22 protein-coding genes are annotated in these 24,183 nt (G+C 67.8%); 18 read left to right on the forward strand and 4 right to left on the reverse strand.

The window, feature by feature from the left end; translation table 11 throughout:
• Positions 1–5 precede the first annotated feature (5 nt).
• The 11 genes from AACL56_RS31840 (at position 6) to cydX (ending at position 14,112) form a co-directional block, all read left to right on the forward strand.
• Positions 6–1,286 (forward strand): mechanosensitive ion channel family protein, encoded by a 1,281-nt coding sequence (locus AACL56_RS31840; protein ID WP_339094308.1) that lies wholly within the window; start codon positions 6–8, stop codon positions 1,284–1,286.
• A 133-nt stretch (positions 1,287–1,419) separates the two neighbouring features.
• Positions 1,420–2,169, forward strand: coding sequence for an electron transfer flavoprotein subunit beta/FixA family protein (locus AACL56_RS31845; RefSeq protein WP_339094310.1), 750 nt, complete (start codon positions 1,420–1,422; stop codon positions 2,167–2,169).
• Between the two features lie 2 nt (positions 2,170–2,171).
• Positions 2,172–3,104: an electron transfer flavoprotein subunit alpha/FixB family protein gene (locus AACL56_RS31850; protein ID WP_339094312.1), complete on the forward strand. Its 933-nt coding sequence runs from the start codon at positions 2,172–2,174 to the stop codon at positions 3,102–3,104.
• A 74-nt stretch (positions 3,105–3,178) separates the two neighbouring features.
• Entirely contained in the window at positions 3,179–4,969 is a 1,791-nt protein-coding gene (locus tag AACL56_RS31855; RefSeq protein WP_339094314.1) for an acyl-CoA dehydrogenase, read from the forward strand.
• Positions 4,970–5,141: 172 nt separating this feature from the next.
• Positions 5,142–6,104, forward strand: coding sequence for an NAD(P)H-dependent flavin oxidoreductase (locus AACL56_RS31860; RefSeq protein ID WP_339094316.1), 963 nt, complete (start codon positions 5,142–5,144; stop codon positions 6,102–6,104).
• Positions 6,105–6,160: 56 nt separating this feature from the next.
• Positions 6,161–7,273, forward strand: a complete 1,113-nt coding sequence (locus AACL56_RS31865; protein ID WP_339095309.1) for an acyltransferase family protein — start codon at positions 6,161–6,163, stop codon at positions 7,271–7,273.
• A gap of 407 nt (positions 7,274–7,680) precedes the next feature.
• Positions 7,681–9,387, forward strand: coding sequence for a thiol reductant ABC exporter subunit CydD (gene cydD, locus AACL56_RS31870; protein ID WP_339094318.1), 1,707 nt, complete (start codon positions 7,681–7,683; stop codon positions 9,385–9,387).
• Entirely contained in the window at positions 9,384–11,120 is a 1,737-nt protein-coding gene (gene cydC / locus AACL56_RS31875) for a thiol reductant ABC exporter subunit CydC (RefSeq protein ID WP_339094320.1), read from the forward strand. Before cydD ends, cydC begins: the two co-directional genes overlap by 4 nt.
• 44 nt (positions 11,121–11,164) lie before the next feature.
• Positions 11,165–12,796, forward strand: coding sequence for a cytochrome ubiquinol oxidase subunit I (locus AACL56_RS31880; RefSeq protein ID WP_339094322.1), 1,632 nt, complete (start codon positions 11,165–11,167; stop codon positions 12,794–12,796).
• Complete coding sequence (gene cydB, locus AACL56_RS31885) at positions 12,793–13,947, forward strand: cytochrome d ubiquinol oxidase subunit II (protein WP_339094324.1); 1,155 nt, start codon at positions 12,793–12,795, stop codon at positions 13,945–13,947. Before AACL56_RS31880 ends, cydB begins: the two co-directional genes overlap by 4 nt.
• A 15-nt stretch (positions 13,948–13,962) precedes the next feature.
• Entirely contained in the window at positions 13,963–14,112 is a 150-nt protein-coding gene (gene cydX / locus AACL56_RS31890; RefSeq protein ID WP_339094326.1) for a cytochrome bd-I oxidase subunit CydX, read from the forward strand.
• Here cydX and AACL56_RS31895 read toward each other — a convergent pair.
• Both AACL56_RS31895 and AACL56_RS31900 read right to left on the reverse strand, forming a co-directional pair.
• Positions 14,109–14,687 carry a GbsR/MarR family transcriptional regulator gene (locus tag AACL56_RS31895; RefSeq protein WP_339094328.1) on the reverse strand — a complete coding sequence of 193 codons (579 nt, stop codon included), beginning with the start codon at positions 14,685–14,687 and terminating at the stop codon, positions 14,109–14,111. The two genes, cydX and AACL56_RS31895, sit on opposite strands and share 4 nt — an antisense overlap.
• Before the next feature lie 197 nt (positions 14,688–14,884).
• On the reverse strand, positions 14,885–15,913 hold the full coding sequence (locus tag AACL56_RS31900) for an AraC family transcriptional regulator (RefSeq protein WP_339094331.1): 1,029 nt from the start codon (positions 15,911–15,913) through the stop codon (positions 14,885–14,887).
• 125 nt (positions 15,914–16,038) lie between these two features.
• On the opposite strand from AACL56_RS31900, the gene AACL56_RS31905 reads away from it, so the two are divergent.
• The 6 genes from AACL56_RS31905 (at position 16,039) to AACL56_RS31930 (ending at position 21,523) form a co-directional block, all read left to right on the forward strand.
• Positions 16,039–17,598, forward strand: a complete 1,560-nt coding sequence (locus tag AACL56_RS31905) for a long-chain-fatty-acid--CoA ligase (protein ID WP_339094333.1) — start codon at positions 16,039–16,041, stop codon at positions 17,596–17,598.
• A gap of 40 nt (positions 17,599–17,638) precedes the next feature.
• Positions 17,639–18,823 carry a lipid-transfer protein gene (locus tag AACL56_RS31910; protein WP_339094335.1) on the forward strand — a complete coding sequence of 395 codons (1,185 nt, stop codon included), beginning with the start codon at positions 17,639–17,641 and terminating at the stop codon, positions 18,821–18,823.
• 19 nt (positions 18,824–18,842) lie between these two features.
• The gene (locus AACL56_RS31915; protein ID WP_339094337.1) at positions 18,843–19,283 is read left to right on the forward strand and encodes a MaoC family dehydratase N-terminal domain-containing protein; all 441 of its coding nucleotides are present in this window, start codon (positions 18,843–18,845) and stop codon (positions 19,281–19,283) included.
• A 171-nt stretch (positions 19,284–19,454) separates the two neighbouring features.
• Entirely contained in the window at positions 19,455–19,874 is a 420-nt protein-coding gene (locus tag AACL56_RS31920; protein WP_339094339.1) for a MaoC family dehydratase, read from the forward strand.
• A gap of 27 nt (positions 19,875–19,901) precedes the next feature.
• A complete protein-coding gene (locus AACL56_RS31925; RefSeq protein WP_339094341.1) occupies positions 19,902–20,732 on the forward strand; it encodes an SDR family NAD(P)-dependent oxidoreductase in 831 nt (276 codons plus the stop codon).
• Positions 20,733–20,734: 2 nt separating this feature from the next.
• Complete coding sequence (locus AACL56_RS31930) at positions 20,735–21,523, forward strand: enoyl-CoA hydratase-related protein (protein WP_339094343.1); 789 nt, start codon at positions 20,735–20,737, stop codon at positions 21,521–21,523.
• A 297-nt stretch (positions 21,524–21,820) separates the two neighbouring features.
• On the opposite strand, the gene AACL56_RS31935 is transcribed toward AACL56_RS31930, so the two are convergent.
• On the reverse strand, positions 21,821–22,117 hold the full coding sequence (locus tag AACL56_RS31935) for a hypothetical protein (protein WP_339094345.1): 297 nt from the start codon (positions 22,115–22,117) through the stop codon (positions 21,821–21,823).
• On the opposite strand from AACL56_RS31935, the gene AACL56_RS31940 reads away from it, so the two are divergent.
• On the forward strand, positions 22,118–23,014 hold the full coding sequence (locus tag AACL56_RS31940; RefSeq protein WP_339094347.1) for a hypothetical protein: 897 nt from the start codon (positions 22,118–22,120) through the stop codon (positions 23,012–23,014).
• Positions 23,015–23,167: 153 nt separating this feature from the next.
• On the opposite strand, the gene AACL56_RS31945 is transcribed toward AACL56_RS31940, so the two are convergent.
• Positions 23,168–24,181, reverse strand: coding sequence for a DUF2167 domain-containing protein (locus AACL56_RS31945; protein WP_339094349.1), 1,014 nt, complete (start codon positions 24,179–24,181; stop codon positions 23,168–23,170).
• Positions 24,182–24,183 lie beyond the last annotated feature (2 nt).

A 24,183-nucleotide genomic window follows, 5' to 3' on the forward strand; every position in this document is an offset into this window, starting at 1 on the left:
AACTGATGAATTTCAACGACTTCACCCAACGCCTGAGCCATGTCGATGCGCGCGGCCTCGGCATCGAACTCGTTGCCCTGGTCGCCTGCGTGGCGCTTGCCTGGGCCGTGTGCAAATGGTTCGGCCGCGACCAGCCCAAGGACTCCATCTGGTTCGGGGAGCGCACCTTCGACGGCCTGCTGTTCCCGTTGATGGCGCTGGTGCTGACCGAGATCGCCCGCCGCGTGGTGATCGATTTCCAGACCGTGCTGGTGCTGCGCATCGCGGTGTCGGTGTTCCTGTCGCTGGTGGTGATCCGGCTGTTCGCGCGCGTGCTGCGTGCGGTGTTCCCCGCGTCCAACCTCGTGCGGCTGATCGAGCGGACGATCTCCTGGCTGGCCTGGATCGCTGCGGTGCTCTGGATCGTCGGGCTGCTGCCGCCGGTGCTGGCCGAACTCGACGAGATCACGCTGTCGTTCGGCAAGACGCGCGTGAGCCTGCAGACGATCTTCCAGGGCGTGCTGTCGGCGGGCCTGGTGATGGTGATCGCGCTGTGGATCGCGGCGACCATCGAGAAGCGCATCCTGCGAGAGGCCGTCACCGACCTGTCGATGCGCAAGGTCGCGTCGAACGCGGTGCGGGCCTTCCTGCTGCTGGTGGGCCTGCTGTTCGCGCTGTCGGCGGTGGGGGTGGACCTGACGGCGCTCTCCGTGCTCGGCGGTGCGCTGGGCGTGGGCCTGGGCTTCGGCCTGCAGAAGCTGGCGGCCAACTATGTGAGCGGCTTCGTGATCCTGCTCGAACGCTCGATCCGCATCGGTGACAACGTGAAGGTCGACACCTTCGAAGGCCGCATCACCGACATCAAGACGCGCTACACGCTCATCCGCGCGGGCAACGGGCGCGAAGCCATCGTGCCGAACGAGTCGTTGATCACCAGCCGGGTGGAAAACCTCTCGCTCGCCGACCGCAAGTTCAACATCACGACCACCATCGTGGTCGGCTACGAAAGCGACGTGGCACAGGTGCAGAACATCCTTTGCGAGGCGGCCAAGGCGCAGTCGCGCGTGATGTCCGATCCGGCGCCGGTGGCCTTCCTCATGAACTTCGCGCCCGACGGGCTCGAGTTCACGCTGAATTTCTGGGTGACCGATCCCGACAAGGGCAAGGACAACCTGCGCTCGGCCATCAACATCGCGATCCTCGACGGATTGCGCGGTGCAGGCATTGACATTCCCTATCCGCAGCGCGTTGTGCGTGTGGAGTCTTTACCGCCAGGCATCGCTCAGGCGCCCGACGCTGTTTTATAATCTTGAAAAAGCACGATCGTTCTTTTTTGGCCGTTTGGCCGACAGGAAGAATGGAGAGGCTGCATAGGTCGCGTCCTAGAATGACCGGTTGCCCTCGAAAGCCCCCTTTTTGCAATCCAATGGAGTCAAGTCAATGAAGGTTCTTGTACCTGTCAAACGGGTCGTCGACTACAACGTGAAGGTGCGCGTGAAGAGCGACGGCACCGGCGTGGACATTGCCAACGTGAAGATGAGCATGAACCCGTTCGACGAGATCGCCGTCGAAGAGGCGGTTCGCCTGAAGGAAAAGGGCGTGGTCACGGAAGTGATCGCCGTGTCCTGCGGCGATGCGAAGTGCCAGGAAACCCTCCGCACCGCGATGGCCATCGGCGCCGACCGAGGCATCCTGGTGGAGACCACCGAAGAGCTGCAACCCCTCGCTGTCGCCAAGCTGCTCAAGGCGCTGGTCGACAAGGAACAGCCCCAGCTGGTCATTCTGGGCAAGCAGGCCATCGACGACGACGCCAACCAGACTGGCCAGATGCTCGCTGCCCTGGCTGACCTGCCCCAAGCCACCTTCGCCTCCAAGGTCGAAGTCGCCGGCGACAAGGCCACGGTCACCCGCGAAGTCGACGGCGGCCTGGAAACCCTCACCCTGAGCCTGCCTGCGGTCATCACGACCGACCTGCGCCTGAACGAGCCGCGCTACGTGACCTTGCCCAACATCATGAAGGCCAAGAAGAAGCAGCTCGACACGGTCAAGCCCGAAGACCTGGGCGTGGACGTCAAGCCTCGCCTGAAGACGCTGAAGGTTGCAGAGCCGCCCAAGCGCGGCGCCGGCATCAAGGTGCCTGACGTTGCCACCCTGGTCGAGAAACTGAAGAACGAAGCGAAGGTGATCTGAACATGACCGCACTTGTTATTGCCGAACACGACCACGCCAGCATCAAGCCGGCGACCCTGAACACCGTGACTGCCGCACTCGCTTGCGGTGGTGATGTTCACGTGCTGGTGGCTGGCGCCAATGCGGCCGAAGCCGCCAAGGCCGCAGCCCAGATCGCCGGTGTCTCCAAGGTCATCGCCGCCGACAGCGCATCCCTGGCCGAGAACCTCGCAGAGAACGTCGCAGCGCAAGTCCTCGCCATCGCCGCGAACTACAGCCACATCCTGTTCCCCTCGACCGCCAACGGCAAGAACGTCGCTCCGCGCGTGGCCGCCAAGCTGGACGTGGCCCAGATCAGCGACATCACCAAGGTCGACAGCCCCGACACCTTCGAGCGCCCGATCTACGCAGGCAACGCGATTGCCACCGTGCAGAGCAGCGACGCCACCAAGGTGATCACCGTTCGCACGACCGGCTTCGACGCCGCAGCCGCCACGGGTGGCAGCGCAACGGTCGAAACCGCCGAAGGCGTGGCCGACAGCGGCAAGAGCAGCTTCGTGGGCCGCGAAGTCACGAAGAGCGACCGCCCCGAACTGACCGCCGCCAAGATCATCGTGTCGGGCGGCCGTGCGCTGGGCAGCGCAGAGAAGTTCACCGAGGTCATGACGCCGCTGGCAGACAAGCTCAACGCAGGCCTCGGCGCCAGCCGCGCCGCAGTGGACGCGGGCTACGCCCCGAACGACTGGCAAGTGGGCCAGACCGGCAAGATCGTCGCCCCCCAGCTGTACATCGCAGCAGGCATCTCGGGCGCAATCCAGCACTTGGCCGGCATGAAGGACTCGAAGGTCATCGTCGCGATCAACAAGGACGAGGAAGCTCCGATCTTCTCGGTGGCCGACTACGGCCTCGTGGCCGACCTGTTCACGGCCGTGCCGGAACTGGTCAAGGCGCTCTGACCGTGCCGACGCAATGAGCCAGAGGGCATCGTTCGCGATGCCCTTTTCGTATCCGCTGTATCTGGAGACATGACATGAGCTACACCGCCCCACTCAAGGACATGCTGTTCGACATCGAGCACCTGGCCAACATCGGCGAGATCGCCAGGCTGCCGGGCTTCGAGGACGCCGGCCTCGAGACCGCACAGGCCGTGCTCGAGGAGTGCGCACGTTTCAACCAGGACGTGATCGCGCCACTGAACGTGCCGGGCGACCGCGACCCTTCGTCGTTCAAGGATGGCGCGGTGACCACCACGGCCGGCTTCAAGGAAGCCTTCGCGCAGTACGTGTCGGGTGGCTGGCAGGGCCTGCAGCATCCTGCGGACTTCGGTGGCCAGGGGCTGCCCAAGACCATCGGCGCGGCCTGCGGCGAGATGCTCAACTCGGCCAACATGAGCTTCGCGCTGTGCCCGCTCTTGAGCGATGGCGCCATCGAGGCGCTGCTCACGGCCGGCTCCGACGAACTCAAGGCGGTGTATCTCGAGAAGCTCGTGAGCGGCCAATGGACCGGCACGATGAACCTCACCGAGCCGCAGGCCGGCAGCGACCTCGCACTGGTACGCAGCCGCGCGGAGCCGCAGCCGGACGGCACCTACAGGGTGTTCGGCACCAAGATCTTCATCACCTACGGTGAACACGACATGGCCGAGAACATCGTGCACCTGGTGCTGGCCCGCGTGAGCGGCGCGCCCGAAGGCGTGAAGGGCATCAGCCTCTTCGTGGTGCCCAAGTTCCTGGTGAACAAGGACGGCTCGCTCGGCGAACGCAACGACGTGCATTGCGTGAGCATCGAGCACAAGATGGGCATCAAGGCCTCGCCCACCGCGGTGCTGCAGTACGGCGACCATGGCGGTGCCGTCGGCTACCTCGTCGGGCAGGAGAACCGCGGCCTCGAGTACATGTTCATCATGATGAATTCGGCCCGCTATGCGGTCGGCATGCAGGGCATCGCGATCGCGGAGCGCGCTTACCAGCACGCGGTGGCCTACGCCAAGGACCGCGTGCAGAGCCGTCCGGTCGACGGCTCGATGAACGCCAGCGCGCCGATCATTCACCACCCGGACGTGAAGCGCATGCTGATGACGATGCGTGCCTACACCGAAGGTTGCCGCGCGATGGCCAGCGTGGCGGCGGCGGCCTACGATGCGGCACACCACCATCCCGATGCGGATGCGCGCAGGCAGAACCAGGCCTTCTACGAATTCATGGTTCCGCTGGTGAAGGGCTACAGCACCGAGATGAGCCTCGAGGTGACCTCGCTCGGCGTGCAGGTGCATGGCGGCATGGGTTTCATCGAAGAGACAGGCGCGGCGCAGTACTACCGCGACGCGAAGATCCTGACGATCTACGAAGGCACCACGGCCATCCAGGCGAACGACCTCGTGGGCCGCAAGACCGCGCGCGATGGCGGCCAGACCGCGAAAGCCATTGCCGCGCAGATCGAGAAGACCGAGGCCGAACTCGCCAAGAGCGACCATCCCGCGGCTGCTGCGGTGCTCAAGCGCCTGACGGCCGCACGGCTGGCATTCATCGACGTGGTCAATTTCGTCGCAGGCCAGACCAAGACCTCGCCCAACGCCGTGTTCTCGGGCAGCGTGCCCTACCTGATGCTCGCGGGCAACCTGGTGGCCGGTTGGCAGCTTGCGCGCTCGCTGATCATTGCGCAGGACCTCGCCTCGCGCAGCTTCGACACCGACTTCATGCTGGCCAAGATCGCCACCGCGCGCTTCTACGCGGAGCACATCCTGAACAAGGTGCCGGGCATGCGCGACAGCATCGTCGAAGGCGCCGAGAGCGTCACGGCGCTCGCGCTCGACGCCTTCTGACATCGGATTTCCGGGCGGGAAGGTCGCCAAGGTTACGCAGAGGACGCGAAAGGGAAATCAGAATTTGATTTCTCCCGGTTGCTCCTCGCGAACGTCCGCGTCCCCGCGTCCCCGCGTCTCCGCGTCCGGCTGTCCGCTTACCGCTTTCAACAACCTTCAAGAGACAACGATCATGTCGAAACTGCCTCCCGTGCTCGCGAACCTGCCGCTGCCCATCATCGGCTCGCCGCTGTTCATCATCAGCAACCCCAAGCTCGTGATTGCGCAATGCAAGGCCGGCGTGGTCGGCTCGATGCCCGCGCTCAATGCACGCCCCGCCGCGCAGCTCGAGGACTGGCTCGCCGAGATCACCGAGGAACTCGCGGCCTACAACAAGGCCAATCCGGAGAAGCCCGCCGCGCCGTTCGCCATCAACCAGATCGTGCACAAGAGCAACGACCGCCTCGAGCACGACATGGAGATGGTCGTGAAGTACAAGGTGCCGATCGTCATCACCTCGCTGGGCGCGCGCACCGATGTGAACGACGCGGTGCACAGCTACGGCGGCGTCACGCTGCACGACATCATCAACAACAAGTTCGCCCAGAAGGCGATCGAGAAGGGCGCCGACGGCATCATCGCGGTGGCGGCCGGCGCCGGCGGCCATGCGGGCGTGAAGAGCCCGTTCGCGCTGGTGCAGGAAATCCGCCAATGGTTCGACGGCCCGATCGCACTGTCGGGCTCCATTGCCACCGGCGGTGCGGTGCTCGCAGCGCAGGCCATGGGTGCCGACTTTGCCTACATCGGCACGGCCTTCATCGCGACCGAGGAAGCGCGCGCGAGCGAGGAGTACAAGCAGGCCATCGTCGACGGCAACTCCGACGACATCGTCTACTCGAACCTGTTCACCGGCGTTCACGGCAACTACCTCGCGCCCAGCATCGTGGCGGCCGGCATGGACCCGGCCAACCTGCCCGAAGGCGACCTGAAGACCATGAACTTCGCGACCGGCGACGGCAGCAAGGCCAAGGCCTGGAAGGACATCTGGGGTTCGGGCCAGGGCATCGGCGCCGTGACCGAAGTGTCGAGTGCCGCTGCCTTCATCGAGAAGCTGAAGCGCGAGTACCAGCAGGCAAGGCAACGGCTCGCGCTTTGACCCCGCAAGCGAGCGGCGCGGCGGCTCCCGGCGCGCCTTCTTCGTCGCTTGGACGGATGCCGCTGCTCGATGCAGCAAAGGGCATCGCCTGTGCGGTGATCGTCGGACATCATCTTTCGCGCTACGGCCCGATGCCGGCCGGCGCGTATGCGCTCGCGCCCGATTTCTTCGCATGGCTGTCCGACGACGGACGCCTGGCGGTGCAGGTGTTCCTGGTGATCGCCGGCTTCCTGGCGGCCGCCAGCCTGGCGCCCGACGGCACGCTGCGCGTCGAGCGGCCGGTGACGCGCATCCTGCAGCGCTACGGGCGTCTGGTGATGCCTTACCTCGCCGCGCTCACTGTCTGCGTGCTGGTGGCGGCGTGGGTCAGGCCCTGGCTCGATGAGGAGGTGGTGCCCGCGTCGCCGACGCTCGGGCAGTTGATTGCGCACGGACTGCTGCTGCAAGACCTGCTGGGCTACGAGTCTCTGTCCACCGGCGTCTGGTACGTCGCCATCGACTTCCAGCTGTTCGCGCTGGCGCTGGTGCTGGTCGGACTGCCGACACTCATGCAGCGCTCCAACGGCGGCGCACCGCTGAGCGCCGCGGCCCGCTGGCTGCCGGTGGCGCTGGTCCTCGGGCTGGCGGTGGCGTCGCTCGCGCTGTTCAACCGCAATGCGGGGCTGGACGACACCGCCTTCTATTTCTTCGGCACCTACGGCCTCGGCATGCTGGTGTTCTGGAGCGGCCGCGCCACGCGCGACAGCACCTGGCAAAGCGCGGTCGCGCTGCTGGCGCTGGTGGGTGCGGGCGCGCTGGCGATCGACTGGCGCAGCCGCATCGCCACGGCGCTGGTCACGGCCTTGCTGCTGGCGGTCGCGCAGCGCCGGCACTGGCTGTCGCCGTCGCATTGGCCGACTTTCGCGGTGCCGTTGCAGCGGCTGGGACGCATGTCCTATTCGCTGTTCCTGATCCACTTTCCGGTGCTGCTCGCCATGAACGCGGCGGTCGCCAACGCCGGGCCGCACGGCGCGTGGTTCGACGCCGCCGGGCTGGCGGCAACCTTCGTTCTGTCGGTGGGCGCGGCCGCCTTGCTGTACCGCTGGGTGGAAGCCCGCCCGGCATCGTGGCGCGCAGTCTTCGCGCTTTTTGCCGCGTTGCTGGTCAGCGGCATCGTCGTTTCGCATTAGGGTCGGTTCGCCCTGTTTCTGGCTTCGCGTTGACGGCAAGGGCTGGCTGCAAGGCTGATGCCTTGCAGCGCAAGCAATGCCGCAGGCGGCCCCTTTTTCGGCCAAACCGAAAGGAAGGCTTGCCACGGCCGCCCACTCGGCGTTGCGCCCCCTCCAAGGGCACATGCGGCGTCGCGCGCCTCGGCTGGCCTGCCGTGACAGGCCTTCGCGACGCCAGAAACAGGGTGAGCAGACCCTGACCGGCCGAGCGCCCGCTCGGCCGGTCATGGCGGCGAGGCCGCCGTATCCCTTTTGACGCATTGCATTCGAGCCCTGGAGCGCGCAGTCTCCGGGGCTCGTCAGCCGCGCTCGTCTTCGGTATGATTGTGGAAATTTCAGTAAATACTGAAAATACACGAAACCAAGGAATGACCAACATCTCGCCATCACGATCGCCATTGCGTGCTTTCGCGTCGCCCGACGTCGGCGGGATGGTGCAGGGCGCAGCCGCCTTGTTCTGGCTTCCGCAAGCTGCGTTGCTGGCCATGGCGGTTCAGGGGCTTGCGTCGGGACAGGGATTCCTGGCGGTGATCTGGCCCGCCGGCCTCATCCTGTTGCTCGGCGTGCTGCGAGCCGCCGCCGAAGCGTGGGGCTCGCGGCGCACCTTCGGCCGCGCACGGGCGCAACTCACGGCGCTGCGCGCACAGGCGGCCACGGCATTGGCCGCCGGCTCGCCGCTCGATCGCTCTCGCGCGCCGTCGGGATTCGCTGCGAGCGCGCTCGCCGAGCAGGCCGAGGCGCTGGTGCCGTACTTTGTGCGCTACCAGCCCGCACGCTGGCGCGCCACGGTCGTGCCTGTCGTCATCCTGGTCGTCGTGGCCGCGTTTTCGTGGGTGGCGGCGCTGGTGCTGCTGTTCGCGGCGCCGCTCATTCCCATGTTTATGGCCATCGTCGGCTGGCGCGCGAAGGCCGCGAGCGAGGCGCACATGGTCGAGCTGGGCGGCATGAACGCCTTCCTGCTCGATCGCCTGCGCGGCCTCGCGACGCTGCGCGCGCTCGGCGCGGTGGACGCCACGGCGCAGAGGCTCGGCGATGCCGCGCAGTCCCTGCGCCAGCGAACGATGGCGGTGCTGCGCATCGCGTTCCTTTCCTCGGCGGTGCTCGAGCTCTTCTCCGCGCTGGGCGTCGCGATGGTCGCCGCGTACGTCGGCTTCCATCTGCTCGGCACGCTCGGCTTCGGCACCTGGGGCCGCCAACTGAGCCTGGGCCAGGGACTCTTCGTGCTGCTGCTGGCACCGGCCTTCTTCGAGCCGTTGCGCGAACTGTCGGCCGTGTGGCACGACCGCGCGGCCGGCGAGGCGGCCTGGGAGTCGCTCGAACAGCTGCAGCGCAGCGCGTTGCCCCTGCCGGGCGCGAATGCCTCGCTGACCCGCGCCAGCACCGGCATGCCCGCCACCGCACCGGCACTCTCGGTGCACGACCTCCACTTCGCCTGGCCCGGCGAATCGCAGGAGGTGGTGGACGGTTTCGAGCTGCGCGTCGCACCCGGCGAGCACATCGCGCTGATGGGTGCGAGCGGCAGCGGCAAGACCGCGCTGTTGTCGCTGATCGCGGGCCTTCTGCCTGCGAGCCGCGGCGAGATCTCGATCGGCGGCGTGCCGCTCACGGACCACACCGTTGCCGCGCTTCGCCGGCGCATCGGCTGGATGGGCCAGTTGCCTCATGTGTTCGCCGGTTCCGTGGCCTCCAATGTGGCGCTCGGGCGTTCCGCGGTCGATGCGCCCCGGGTTGCCGCCGCGATGCGCTTCGTGGCGCTCGACGAGGTGGCGCAGGCGGATCCTGCCGTGGCCCTGGGCGAAGGCGGACATGGCCTGTCGGGCGGCGAAGCGGTGCGTCTTGCGCTCGCGCGCGTCGCGGTCCATCCGCACGCCGACCTGCTGCTGGTGGACGAGCCGACTGCGCACCTCGACACCGAGACCGCTGCGCGCGTGGCCGATGCGCTGGTGCAGCTGGCGCGCGGAAAGACCCTGGTCGTCGCCACGCACGACCCCGTGCTCGCGGCACGCATGCACCGCGTGGTGTGCCTCGACGGGGCGTCGATGGCGCAATTCGAAAAGACGAGGGAGGCCGCATGAAGGCAGCTGTCGCCCGCGGCTCGTACTGGCGCGACCTGCGCCTCGTGCTGCGCCCATTCCTGGCCGGGCAGCCTCGGCCGCTGCTGCTCGGCGGGCTGCTTGCAGCCCTCACCGCGCTCACCGGAATGGCCTTGCTGGGGCTGTCCGGCTGGTTCATCACCGCGACCGCATTGGCCGGCCTGCATGCCGCCACCGCCTTCACATTCGACGTGTTCATGCCTTCGGCCGGCATCCGCCTTCTCGCGCTGGGTCGCACGGGATCGCGCTACGGCGAGCGGCTCGTGACGCACGATGCGACCTTCGCCGTGCTGGCCGCGCTGCGCGTGCAGCTGTTTCGCGGCTGGGCCAAGGCCGAGGCCGCGCGCGCGCTGCTGATGCGGCCGGCGCGGCTGCTGTTCCGTCTCACGTCCGACATCGACGCGCTGGAGTCGCTCTACCTGCGGCTGTTTGTGCCGGGCGTCGCCGCACTGGGCGCCGCCGTGCTGGCCGGCGTGGTGCTCGGCTTCATGCACGCCGGAATGGGGCTCGCGTTGCTGTCGTGGCTGGTGGCCGCCGGCTGGGGCATCGCTCTTGCAGTGGCGCGACGTGCGCGCCGGCCCGCCATGAAGCGCGCCCATGCCATCGAAGCCTTGCGCGCGCGCGCCGTCGACCTCGTGGCCGGACAGGCCGACCTCGTCATGGCAGGCCGCATCGATGCCCAATGCGATGCGGTGATGAACGCGGACATGCATCTCGCCAGGGCCGACCTGGCGTTGAACAGGCTCGACGCCGCGGCAGGCTTCTCCTTCGGCTGCGCCGGCACGCTGACGTTGGTGGGCACGTTGCTCGCCGTCGGCGCGCTGGTGAGCGAGGGTGCGATCGGCGCTCCTGCCGCGGCGTTGGCGCTGCTGGTTGCGCTCACCGCGACCGAGCCTTTCGCGGCGCTGCGCCGCGGTGCCCTGGATGCGGGCCGCACGTGGCTGGCGATCCGCCGCCTTTCGCCTCGCATGGCGGATGAAGCGCCGGCGCCGGCGAGCACCGCCGATGCCGGTGATGCCGGTGATGCCGGTGATGCGGGCTCATTCGCGCTGCGCCTCCAGGAGATCACGGTGACACACCAGGGCAGCAGCACGCCCGTCCTGTCCGGTCTTTCGCTGGCCTTGCTGCCCGGCGAACGTGTCGCGCTCGTCGGCGCGAGCGGCGCCGGCAAGTCGACCTTGCTCGCTGCCGTCGCAGGCGAGATCGCGCCGCGGTCGGGCCGGGCTGGTGCGCGGCCGGCCTGCCTTCTCACGCAGCGCACCGAGCTGTTTCAGGACAGCCTGCGCGACAACCTCCGCCTCGCGTCGCCCGACGCCACGGACGAACAGCTGCATGCCGTGCTGCAGGCCGCCGGCCTCGACGCCGACGTGCGCGCCATGCCCGCGGGCCTTGCCACCCGGCTGGGAGAAGCCGGCCTCGGCCTGTCGGGCGGACAGTCGCGCCGCCTCGCCCTGGCCCGCCTGATGCTGCGGCCCGTGCCGCTCTGGCTGCTCGACGAACCCACCGAAGCGCTCGACACCGCCACCGCCCACGACGTGCTGCAGCGCCTCGCCCGGCACGCGGGCGAGCGCACCCTGCTGATCGCCACGCACCTGCGCCGCGAGGCCGCGCTCGCCGACCGCATCGTGTGCATGGACAAGGGCCGCATCGTGGCCGACCTGCGCCGCGGCGGTGATGCCTTCGACGCCGTGCTGCGCAGCCTGCGTCCCGACTGATTTCATAGAACAAGAGAAAACAGGGAAAACAAAAGGAAGAACCCATGGACCTCGACATCGTTGCGCTATCGCGCCTGCAGTTCGCCGTGACGGCGCTGTATCACTTCCTGTTCGTACCGCTCACCCTCGGGCTCTCGATCATCCTCGCCATCATGGAGACGGTCTACGTGATGACCGGCCGCGTGATCTGGCGCGACATGACGAAGTTCTGGGGCGTGCTGTTCGGCATCAACTTCGCGATGGGTGTGGCCACCGGCATCGTGATGGAGTTCCAGTTCGGCATGAACTGGAGCTACTACAGCCATTACGTCGGCGACATCTTCGGCGCGCCGCTCGCCATCGAAGGCCTCATGGCCTTCTTCATGGAGGCCACCTTCGTGGGTCTCTTCTTCTTCGGCTGGGACAAGCTTTCCAAGGTCGGCCACCTGGTCGCGACGTGGGCGGTGGCCATCGGCTCGAACTTCTCGGCGCTGTGGATCCTCATCGCCAACGGCTGGATGCAGAACCCGGTGGGCGCGGCCTTCAACTCGCAGACCATGCGCATGGAAGTGACCGACTTCGCGGCGGTGCTGACCAACCCGGTGGCACAGGCCAAGTTCGTGCACACCGTGTCGGCGGGCTACGTGTGCGCGGCGGTGTTCGTGCTCGGCGTCTCGGCCTGGTACGTGCTCAAGGGCCGTCACCTCGAGCTTGCCAAGCGCTCGATGACGGTGGCCGCGTCGTTCGGCCTGGCCGCCGCGCTGTCGGTGGCCGTGCTCGGCGACGAGAGCGGCTATCTCTCGGGCGAACACCAGAAGATGAAGCTGGCGGCCATCGAGGCCATGTGGGAGACGCAGCCCGCACCCGCCGCCTTCACCGTCGTCGGCTTCCCCGACCAGGAAGCGCGCGAAACGCATTACGCCATCCACATCCCCGGCGTGATGGGGCTCATCGGCACGCGTTCGCTCGACACGGTGATGCCGGGCATCGATGAACTGGTGAAGCGCGCCGAAGCGCGCATCCGCGAGGGCCTGAAGGCCTACGACGCGCTGCAGAAGATCCGCGAGGCCGGCGGAACGGCCAAGGTCACGCAGGGCGTGCGCGGCGACTTCGAGGACAACGGCATCAATATGGGCTATGCGCTGCTGCTCAAGCGCTACGTGGACGATCCGCGCACCGCCACCGACGAACAGATCACCAAGGCCGCATGGGACACCGTGCCGCAGGTGGCGCCGCTGTTCTGGCTGTTCCGCGTGATGGTGGGCGTCGGCGTGCTGCTGATCCTGTTGACGGCCACCTTCTTCGTGCTGTCGGCGCGCCGCAAGCTCGACAGCCACCGCTGGCTGCTGAAGCTCGCGGTGCTCGCCATTCCGCTGCCCTGGATCGCCATCGAGGCGGGCTGGCTGGTGGCTGAGTTCGGCCGCCAGCCCTGGGTGATCGAAGGCGTGCTCCCGACCGCGGTGGCCGTGTCGAACCTCGGCGTGAAGACGCTGCTGCTCACGCTCGGGGGCTTCATCGCCATCTACACGGTGCTGCTCGTCATCGAGATGAAGCTCATGCTCAAGGCCATCCGCAAGGGCCCCGAGGCCGAGCACGCGCCCGACGAAGGCGACACGCTCTCTCACATTCCCCCGGCGCACTCGGCAGCAGGCGCTGCCGCCGCCGCCATTCCTTCCACCCGCGGGAGCGCCGCATGACCCTCCACACACTCCTCGACTACGACACCCTGCGCATCATCTGGTGGCTGCTGATCGGCGTGCTGCTGGTGGGCTTCGCCGTCACGGACGGCTTCGACCTCGGCACCGGCATGCTGCTGCCGTTCGCGGCACGCAACGACATCGAACGCCGTGTCGTCATCAACAGCGTGGGCCCGGTGTGGGAAGGCAACCAGGTGTGGCTGATCCTGGGCGGCGGCGCGATCTTCGCGGCGTGGCCGCAGCTGTACGCCGTGTCCTTCTCGGGCTTTTACCTGGCAATGTTCGTGATCCTCACGGCGCTGATCCTGCGGCCCGTGGCCTTCAAGTTCCGCAGCAAGCGCGAGGCGCCGCAATGGCGCTCGCGCTGGGACGGGGTGCTGTTCTTCAGCGGCTTCGTGCCGGCGCTGATCTGCGGCGTGGCCATCGGCAACGTGCTGCAGGGCGTGCCGTTCCGCTTCGGTCCCGACATGCACATCTTCTACGACGGCAGCTTCATCGCCCTGCTGAATCCGTTCGCCGTTCTTTGCGGACTGGTGTCGGTGGCCATGCTCGTGACGCACGGCGCGGCGTGGTTGACGCTGAAGACCGCGGGACCGGTGGCCGAGCGCGCGCGCACTTTCGGCATGGTGGCCGCCGTGCTTACCGTGGCGCTGTACGCGCTGGCGGGCGTGCTGCTCGCGACCAGCGTCGGGGGCTACCGCATCAGCAGCGTGGTCGATGCCGTCGGGCCGTCCAACCCGATGCTGAAGACCGTCGAATTGCACGCAGGCGCATGGACCGCCAACTACGCCGCGCACCCATGGACCATGGCCGCGCCCGTGCTGGGCCTTGTCGGCGTGCTGGGCGCGTTGCTGGGGCTGGCGCTTCGCAGGCCCGTCATGGCGCTGCTGACGGCAGCGCTCGGCATCGCCGGCATCATCCTGAGCGTGGGCGCGTCGATGTTCCCGTTCATCCTGCCGTCGTCGATCGATCCACGCGCCAGCCTCACGGTGTGGGATTCGTCGTCGAGCCACCTCACGCTGTTCATCATGCTGGTGGTCACGGCGTTCTTCATTCCCATCATCGTGGCCTACACCAGCTGGGTGTACCACGTGCTGTGGGGCAAGGTCGACGAACAGGCGATCCGCGACGAGAGCGGACACGCCTACTGAACGGAGGAAAACAAGATGTGGTATTTCGCCTGGATCCTCGGCCTGCCGCTGGCCGCCGCCTTCGCCGTGCTCAACGCCATGTGGTACGAGCTGATGGACGACGATGCCGTCCGCAGGGCCAAGCTCGGGACGCCCGAGCCGTCCCAAGGACAGGAGCGGCTCTAGTCAGCCTTCTTCTTCGACGCTCCGCCGCCCGTGATGCGGTCCTTGAGCGTCAGCACCTTCGTCACGGTCGCGCCCATTCCCATGAGCTTCATGGCGGTCTCGGGCGCGAGCCGCTGGACGTCGTCGAACCACTTCATGAGCCGGTCGATCAGGTCGTGCATCTCGCGCATGCGCTCCTGCGCGTGGCGTTCGGCATCGCTCGTCGGTGACTCGAGCAGCGCGTTGCGCAGCATCGAGAGCGTGGGTTCGATCTCGCGGCGGCGGCGCTCCTCGGCCAGCACGCGAAAGATCTCCCACACGTCCGACGGCGCCTCGAAGTATTCGCGCCGGTCGCCGGGGTGGTGCCGCAGGTGCACCAGGCGCCAGGCCTGCAGTTCCTTCAAGCCCATGCTGACGTTCGAACGCGAGAACTCGAGCAGTTCGGCGATCTCGTCGGCGTTGAGCGCGCGCTCCGACAGGTAGAGCAGCGCGTAGATCTGGCCGACGGTGCGGTTGATGCCCCATTTGCTGCCCATCTCGCCGAAGTGGGCGACGAACTGGCGATTGAGGGGAGGAAGGTCGGTGGAGGTGGCCATGCGCCGGATTGTCGCGCGGGCGCTGCTGTAATTCCGGAAACTACCGGAAACCCAGCAACTCGAGAATGTACACACGGCCCGTTCCGGTGCGGCGCGATGGCGTCTTCGCCGGCGTCAACGCAGACGGGCCGGGTTCAGGTACCGCGTGCAGGCCGCCGACGCCCGGGGCCAGCGCGCCTCAGCCGGGCAGAGACCGTTCAGCCGTCCGCCTCGCGGCGTCGCCGGTACGACCCCGGCGCGCCTCCGGTCCAGGCCTTGAAGGCCCGCTGGAATGCAGCGCTGTCGGCAAAACCCAGTTCCTCGGCCAGCGCCGCGAGCGGCACGGCGCTGGTGTTGAGCCGCACGATGGCGAGGTCGCGGCGCAGCTGGTCCTTCAGTGCCTGGAACGAGGTGCCCTCGGTCGCCAGGTGCCGCTGCAGGGTGCTGACCGACATGTGCAGCACGCCGGCCGCGGTCGCCAGGTCCGCCCACGCGGGGCGGTGCTGCTGCAGCACCGTGCGCACCCGCGCGCTCACAGCCTGCTCGGACAGCCGCGGCAGGATCACGTTGGCCGGCGAGGCCGCCAGGAAGGCCTGCATTTCCTGGGCGTCGCGGTGCACCGGCGTGTCGAGCGCATCGGCATCGAACCAGAAGGCCGTCTGCGGCTGGCCGAACTGCAGCGGTCCCGGGAATACCTTCGCGTAGCCGTCGGCGTAGGGCGGCAGCGCGAAGCCGAAGTCGAAGCGGCGCGCCACCAGCCGGCCGCCGTGCAGCCAGGCCGACAACCGCCAGTACACGCGCAGCATGAGCTCGTGCAGGAAGTTCTGGTGCGTGGCCGGCGGGTTGTTCAGCTGCAGCCCGAAGCCGGTCAGCGGGCCTTCGCGCAGCAGTACCAGCGAGAGGTCGTCCTGCAGCAGGCCGAAGGTGTGGGCCACGCGGCGCAGCGCCACCTCGAAGGTGCGCGCACCCAGCGTGGAGCGCGTCATCAGCGCGAAGCTGCCGCAGCGCAGCCGCCGCGTGAGAAAGCCCAGCGCCTCGTCGTCCATGCGCTCCATCAGCAGCGCGAACAGCGCCACGTACTGCTCGGCCGTGACGCGTGCACCGGCTTCCTCGAGCAGCGCCGGTGCAATGCCGGCGTCTTCCAGCGCCGTCGCGATGCACACCGCACCCCGGTCGCCGCGCGCGCGAAGCCCCGACAGCATGCCGCTGACGAAGACGATCGGGATGGTGACGGGCGGTTGCAGCATGTTCTGTCGATTGACCTTTTCTGCCATGCGATCGAAGCGAAGTGCAATCGCCTCGCGGGTGGCGGATTTCTACCATGCGCCCAGGGTGAACAGGCCCCAAAACCAAAGAGAGACGGAGACAACCCATGTACCTGACCCAAGGCCTCCACCGGGCCATGCAGCAGCGCCCAGATGCCATCGCGGTGCGTTTCGCCGGCCGCCAGCGCAGCTTTCGCGAGTTCGGCGAGCGTGTCGCGCGCCTGGCCGGCGCATTGCAGCGGCTGGGCATGCAGGCGGGCGACCGCGTCGCCATGCTGTCGCTCAACTCCGACCGCTACCTGGAATACCAGATGGCCGTGCCATGGGGCGGGGGCGTGCTCAATCCGTGCAACATCCGCTGGTCGCCCGCGGAGATCCTCTATTCGCTGGACGACTCCGGCTCGGCCATCCTGCTGGTCGACGAAGCCTTCCGCGGCGTGGTCGAGCAGATGCGCGGCCAGTCGAAGAGCCTGCGCGAGGTGATCTATTGCGGCGACGGCCCCACGCCGGCCGGCATGCACGGCTACGAGGCGCTGGTCGACACGGCCGCGCCGGTGCCCGACGCGGTGCGCCGCGGCGACGACCTGGCCGGCATCTTCTACACCGGCGGCACCACCGGCTTTCCCAAGGGCGTGATGCTCAGCCACGCCAACATCTGCAGTTCGGCCCTGGCCGCGCAGGCCGAGGGCATGGTGCCCGCCGGCGGCTGCTACCTGCACGCCGCGCCCATGTTCCACCTGGCCGACATGGGCATCGCCACGCCGCACTGGTTCGCCGGCAACACGCACATCATCATTCCGATGTTCACGCCCGAGGGCGTGCTCGACGCCATCGAGCGCGACCGCGTCACCAGCGTGCTGCTGGTGCCCACCATGATCCAGATGCTGGTCGACCACCCTGCGATGCGCAAGCCGCGCGACCTGGGCTGCCTGAAGTGCATCACCTACGGCGCCTCGCCGATCTCCGAGGCCGTGCTCAACCGCGCCATGGCGGCGTTTCCGGGCGTCGACTTCGTGCAGGCCTACGGCATGACCGAGCTGTCGCCCATCGCCACGCTGCTTCCCGCGTTCTTCCATACGGCCGAAGGCCGCGAGCGCGGCAAGCTGCGCTCGGCCGGCCGAGCGAGCGTGTGCATGGAAGTGCGCATCGTCGATGCCGACGGCGCAGAGGCGCCGCGCGGCACCGTGGGCGAAGTCGCGGTGCGCGGCCCCAACGTGATGCAGGGCTACTGGAACAAGCCCGAGCAGACGGCCGCCGCGCTGCGCGACGGCTGGATGCACACCGGCGACGGCGCCTACATGGACGACGACGGCTTCATCTTCGTGGTCGATCGCATGAAGGACATGATCATCAGCGGCGGCGAGAACGTCTACTCGGCCGAGGTCGAGAACGCCGTCAACCAGCACCCCGCGGTGGCGGCCTGCGCGGTCATCGGCATTCCCAGCGACGAATGGGGCGAGGCGGTGCACGCGGTGCTGGTGCTGAAGCCGGGGCAGGGCGTGACGGGCGAGGAGCTGATTGCGCACTGCAAGACGCTGATCGCCAACTACAAGTGCCCGCGCAGCATCGCCGTGGTCGATGCGCTGCCCCTGTCGGGCGCGGGCAAGGTGCTCAAGACCCGGCTGCGCGAGCCCTTCTGGCAGGGCCGCCAGCGCAGCGTGGCCTGAGCCCTCTTCATTTCAAGCAACCATTTCCAAGGAGCCTTTCATGAGTCAGGACGTCCATGTGGTCGGGGTCGGCATGATCCCGTTCACCAAGCCCGGCGCCAACCAGCCGTACCCGCAGATGGCGAGCCAGGCCGCCAACGCCGCGCTGAAGGACGCGGGCATCGGCTACGAGCTGGTGCAGCAGGCCTACGTGGGCTACGTGTACGGCGACTCCACCGCCGGCCAGCGCGCGCTGTACGAAGTGGGCATGACCGGCATTCCGGTGGTCAACGTCAACAACAACTGCTCCACCGGCTCGACCGCGCTGTTCCTCGCGCGCCAGGCCGTGGCCAGCGGCGCCGCCGACTGCGTGCTGGCACTGGGCTTCGAGCACATGAGCCCCGGCGCGCTGGGCGCGGTGTTCGACGACCGGCCGAGCCCGTTCGACATGTTCGAGAACATCACCGACGAGCTGGTGGGCAACGCACAGGTGCCGCTCGCGCTGCGCTACTTCGGCGGCGCGGGACTCGCGCACATGGCGCAATACGGCACGCAGATGTCGACCTTCGCGAAGATCCGCGCCAAGGCCAGCCGCCATGCGGCCAACAACCCGGTGGCGCTGTTCCGCACCGTGGTCACCGAGGACGAGGTCATGGCCGCGCCCGTCATGTGGCCCGGCGTCATGACGCGGCTCATGGCCTGCCCGCCCACCTGCGGCGCTGCGGCGGCCATCGTGTGCTCGCCGCGCTTCGCCGAACGCCGCGGGCTCGACCGCAGCGTGCGCATCAAGGCGCAGGCCATGACCACCGACCGGCCCATCACCTTCGAGAGCCGCGACATGCGCGAGGTGGTCGGCTTCAGCATGGCGCAGGAAGCCGCGCAGAAGGTGTACGACGCCGCCGGTGTCGGCCCGCAGGACGTGGACGTGGTCGAGCTGCACGACTGCTTCGCGCACAACGAACTCATCAGCTACGAGGCGCTGGGCCTGTGCCCGCCGGGCGGCGCGGAGAAGTTCGTGGTCGACGGCGACAACACCTACGGCGGCAAGGTGGTCACCAATCCTTCGGGCGGCCTGCTGTCGAAGGGGCATCCGCTGGGTGCGACCGGGCTGGCGCAGTGCACCGAGCTGGTCCAGCAGCTGCGCGGCACGGCGGACAAGCGGCAGGTGGAAGGCGCGCGGCTGGCGCTGCAGCACAACCTCGGCCTCGGCGGCGCCTGCGTGGTGACGCTCTACGAACGCGTGTGACGCGCACAAGGAAAGTCCCATGATCGACAGGAAATGGATCGGCCACGAACTGCCGCCATCGGTGCTGCCCATCGAGCGCAGCCGGCTGCAGTTCTTCGCGAGGGCCATCGGCGAGACCGACCCCATCTACACCGATGCCGCCGCGGCGCGCGACGCCGGCTACCCCGACCTGCCCGCGCCGCCGACCTTCCTCTTCGCGGCCGAGCTCGACTCGGGCGCGTCCGGCCGGCTGCTGGAAGACCTGCAGATTCCGCTGTCGAAGCTGCTGCACGGCGAGCAGGGCTTCAGCTACCACCGGCCGGCGTGCGTGGGCGACACGGTGACGGTGCGTTCCACCGTCACCGACATCTACGACAAGAAGAACGGCGCGCTCGAGTTCGTCGTGAAGACCTCGCGCGCCACCAACCAGCGCGACGAGCTGGTGGCCGAACTGCGCGCCGTCATCGTCTGCAGGAATTGACCCACCCGCGAAGTCTTCGCGCACGTCGTGTCGCTTCGATTTCTCCCTCGAGGGGGAGCGCACCCAATGGCCCGGCGGAGCCGGTTCCACGGGTGCCCCGGCATGACCCCTCGCGCTGCTTGCGGCTCGGGCCGAAGACGGAATCGTGGAACCCACTGAAAGGAAAGATGCATGACCCCTCCCACATTCGATGCCGTGCAGGTCGGCGACGAGCTCCCCGCGCTGCAGCTGCCGCCGGTGAACCGCACCACGCTCGCGCTGTTCGCGGGCGCCTCGGGCGACCACAACCCGATTCACATCGACACTGACTTCGCACGCCGCTCCGGCATGCCCGACGTGTTCGCGCAGGGCATGCTGGGCATGGCCTGGCTCGGCCGGCTGCTCACGCAGTGGGCGCCGCAGTCGCAGCTGCGCCGATTCGACGTTCGCTTCCAGGGCATCACGCACCTGGGCCATGCGGTGCGCTGCACCGGCCGCGTGGTGGAGAAGCTCGAGCACGGCGGCGAGCGCTGCGTGCGCATCGAGGTGCTCAGCGCCAACCAGTACGGACAGGCACGCATCGCGGGCGAAGCGCTGGTGGCGCTTCGCTGAGTCTCTTCAGGAAAAAGGATCAACGACATGACACCCAAGCTCGACGGCAAGGTCGCACTCATCACCGGCTCGGGCCGCGGCATCGGCCGCGCCATTGCACTGAAGCTCGCCTCCGAGGGCGCGCGCATCGTCGTCAACGACCTCGATGCGGAACCGGCCGAGGACACGGTGCAGGCCATTCGCGCCGCCGGCGGGCAGGCCGTGGCCTGCGTCGGCAGCGTCTCCGCGCCCGACTTCGCGGAGCGCTTCGTCGGCACCGCGGTGAGCGAATACAAGGGCCTGGACATCGTCGTCAACAACGCGGGCTACACCTGGGACAGCGTGGTGCAGAAGATGACCGACGAGCAGTGGTACGCGATGATCGACGTGCACCTGACCGCGCCGTTCCGCATCCTGCGCGCGGCGCAGCCGGTGATCCGCGCGCTGTCGAAGGCCGAGACCGAGGCGGGCCGCCGCGTGGTGCGCAAGGTGGTCAACATCTCGTCGGTGGCGGGCCTCTTCGGCAACGCGGGACAGGCCAACTACGCGACGGCCAAGGCCGGCATCGTCGGCATGACGCAGACGCTGGCCAAGGAGTGGGGCCGCATGAACGTCACGGTCAACTGCGTGGCCTTCGGCTTCATCCAGACGCGGCTCACGGCGAGCACCGCCGAAGCGACCACCGCGAACATCGAGGGGCGCGAGATCAAGGTCGGCATCAACCCGGGCCTGCTGTCGATGATGGAGCAGTCGATTCCGCTGGGCCGCGGCGGCACGCCCGAGGAGGCCGCGGGCGCGGTGTACCTGCTGTGCGCGCCGGAGTCTGACTACGTGAGCGGCCAGACGCTCATGTGCACCGGCGGCCTCACCGGGATCTGAGCATGCAGCAGAGCGAAGGCATCGCCTGGGGCTTGGACGGCGGCATCGGCCGCATAACGCTGAAGCGGCCCGAGCGCGCCAACGCCATCGGCCGGACCAGTGCCGGCGTGCTGGTGCGCGCCATCGACGAGGTGATCGGCGCGAAGCCGCGCGCCATCCTGCTGGCCGGCGAGGGCCGCGTGTTCTGCGCCGGGGGTGACATCGAGGAGTTCGTGGCGGCCGGGGAAGCGCTGCCCGAGCTGGTCGACGACATTCTCGACCGTCTGCATCCGGCGCTGCTGCGCCTGTCGGCCCAGCCGGCGCCGCTGGTCGTGGCGGTGAACGGCCCGGTCGGCGGCGCGGGCGTCGGGCTCGCGCTGTGCGGCGACTTCGTGCTCGCGGCCGAATCGATGAAGCTGCGCACGGGCTATGCGGCCATCGGGCTGTCGCCCGACGCGGGCGCTTCGTATTTCCTCGCACGTCGCGTCGGACCTGTGCGTGCGCAGCAGATGCTGATGCTGAGCGATGCGATCGATGGCGAGCGCTGCCTGGCATGGGGCGCGGTCGATGCGCTTTACCCGGATGCCGAACTGCCCACCGCCGCCGAAGCGCTTGCCGCGCGGCTGGCCGACGGGGCCAGCGCGTCGTTCGCGGGCATCAAGGCGCTGTGTGCGGGTGCGCCGGGCCGCGCGTTCGAGAAGCACCTGGCGATGGAGCAGAGGCTGCTGCGCGAACGTGCATGCAATGCGGATGCGCGTGAGGGTGTGGCGGCGTTCGTGGCGAAGCGCGCGCCGCGGTTCACGGGGCGCTGAGAGCTGCGTCTCCGTTGAGCCCGTCGGGCATTGGCCAAGGCGCCGGCAGTTCTGCATGCAGCCGCTCTCTCAAGTCTCCGGCGGAAAGAACCGCAAACCGATGAGATGCGATGGCCTGATGCCGCGTGCGAGCACGTGCTTAAAACTTTGTATGTAGCCGCTTCGAGAGCACGCCCGAACTGCCTGCCGATCTCCTGAAGCTTGCGTTGATCAGCGCGTGATCGGCTGGCATGATGTTGCCTTTTGTAACGTCCGCGCAATCGTGCGGCAGCCTGCCAGGGAGCGTGCGTGATGCCTTCAGGGAATCAATTTCGCCGAGATCAGCGCTCGCATCAGCGGCAGCGGACCCAATGGGCCAACCGGCAGTTTCACGAGTTTCGCCTTCCCTTCGAACGAGAGTTGGCTGCACGCCGCGCGGCTGAAGCACATCGGCGCGAACAGGAACGTGTGCGCACGGAAGCCGAAACCCGTCGGCTCGAAGAGCTCGAGCGCGAGCGCATTCGCGAAGCGCGCAGGTTCCGGCGTCAGCACGCCGCGCTGCTGAGGCAGCAGCAGCGCCAGGCCGATCTGGTCCAGCAGCAACTCGCCAGGCAATTGGCCATCCAGCAGCAGAACCTGATTGCGCAAGCCATAAAACAACAATACGACCAGGACAACGTGACGATGGCTGGCCTGCGCGCGGGGCTTCCGGCGTTGCGTGCCCAGGCCCGCCTGCTGCGGTTGCGTGTCGACGCACTCGTGCGACTGCTGGATGGGTCCGGCGCCGCGGAACTCGCGCAACTGCAGTTGGATGCCGTCGAACTCGTCCAGGTAGATTTACGTTGCGACCTTGGAGGACAAAGCGCGGAGGCCGGGTTCAAGCTGATCCTCGCCTGCGACATTGAGCAGGTCGAGCTGGTGACCCGGCAGGCGGTGCTCGGTCTGCATCTGGTCATCCAGGACCATGCGGCAGATGTAGCAATGGTCCATCAATGCGCCCTCAATGCCGCGGCCGTGGAAGCCACTTACCAGAACGACCGCGACACGATCAGCCAGTTTCCGAACCTCGGGCTGACCCGGTTTCTGATCCACGATGCCGAAGGCCCCGTCGCCAAGCTGAGCGGCGCCGAATTGACGCTCCTGAACACCAAGCTGGCAGCGCACGCCGCGGTGACCTGGGTCCGCGCCAAGCTGCCCGGAACGCGAGTTCATCGTTCGGGCGAGTGGCTGTATGTACCCGAAACGTTGAAGAACTTCCCTTACCAGCCAAGTGCCGAAGTGTTTCACGACTGGATATGGGAAAGCCGCGCAGGTCACGGCCAGGCCGCTGGCGTGATGTTGACGTACCTCGGCCCTATTCACGGCAAGAAGTTGCTGCTCGGAACACCCTACACCTGGGTGCAGGCCACCGATGGCAATCGCAACTGGAAAGTCAGCCATCCCAACCTGGTTCTCAATGTCATTCTCGACCGGCACAAGGCTCTGCTGATCACGTTCTACAAGCTCAACTGAGGTCGTGGCAGGCCATCGCCTGCGCTCGACGCTCCGATGCTCATTGGGGGGGCGGATTCCGCTTCGCCGGGCAAGGCGAAGCGCTCGGCAGGTCAGGGCACTGCGCGGTCTTTCGTGTCTTCGAGCGCCCGCAGCTTCACCCTCGCTCGTGCATCAGGCCGCGGGCGGCCTCGGCGGTTCGTTGAAGGGCGGGGTGTCGTTGGCGACGGTGGCCGAAGACGGCGTGGCGACCACGGCCGGTTCCTTCTTCTTGAACAGCTTGGCGATGCCCCACAGCACGCCGCCGACCGCGACGATGGCCAGCTTCGCGAACTTGGCGACGAAGGCCAGGATGATCGCGAACAGGCCCAGCTTCTTCACCGCCACGCCGGCCACCAGCGCGGCCAGGCCGTAGGCGGCGACCTTGTCGGTGGACGAGTTGAAGTCGGCGTACTTCTTGCCGTCGTCGTACTGCAGCGCGCCGAGCAGCTTCGCGGCATCGGGCTTGAACTTGTCGAGGTCCCTGGCGTTGGTGATGAGGTTCAGGCTGAGGTAGCCCTCGCGGCCCAGCGCGTAGGTGTTGTAGTTCACGCCCTGGTTGTCGTCCGCGACGCCCTTGCGCTTGGACAGCGCCGACCACACGAGGCGGTGCGTGCCGGCCTCGTACTCGGGCTTCTGCGCCCAGCCGGTCACCTCGATCGGCGGAATGCCGCGCTTGGAGCGTTCCTCGTTCGCAGCCTCGGTGCCTTCCTTCAGGCTCTTGAGGAGGTCGTCGGCATTCCAGTCCTTGGCGTCGTCGTCCTTGATGTAGCCCTCCTTCACGAACTTCACCACCGCCATCCAGTCGGCGTCGTCTGCGGGGAAGATGGCACCGACAAAGGTGTCGTCGGTGCGGTTGCCCATGGCGCGCATCAGCTGCGCGGCCGCGGGCGTGGGCACCCACACGTAGCCTTCGGGCAGCTTCAGGTGCGCCTGGTCGCGCAGCGCGATGTCGGCCGGGCCGGCCTTCTGCACGGCCTTCGCGGCCTTGAATGCGGCCTCCTGCTCGGCTTCCACCGAGTTGGCGGCGGGACCGGCAGCGGCGGTGGTGGACGGGGTGGACGGCGATGCGGCATGCGCGGTGTGGGCCACGAAAGCGGCGCACGCGAGCAGCACGCCGGCCGTCAGGCGGGCGGTTTGAATACGCAAGT

The organism is Variovorax paradoxus, assembly GCF_902712855.1.
Classification (GTDB): Bacteria; Pseudomonadota; Gammaproteobacteria; order Burkholderiales; family Burkholderiaceae_C; genus Variovorax; species Variovorax paradoxus_Q.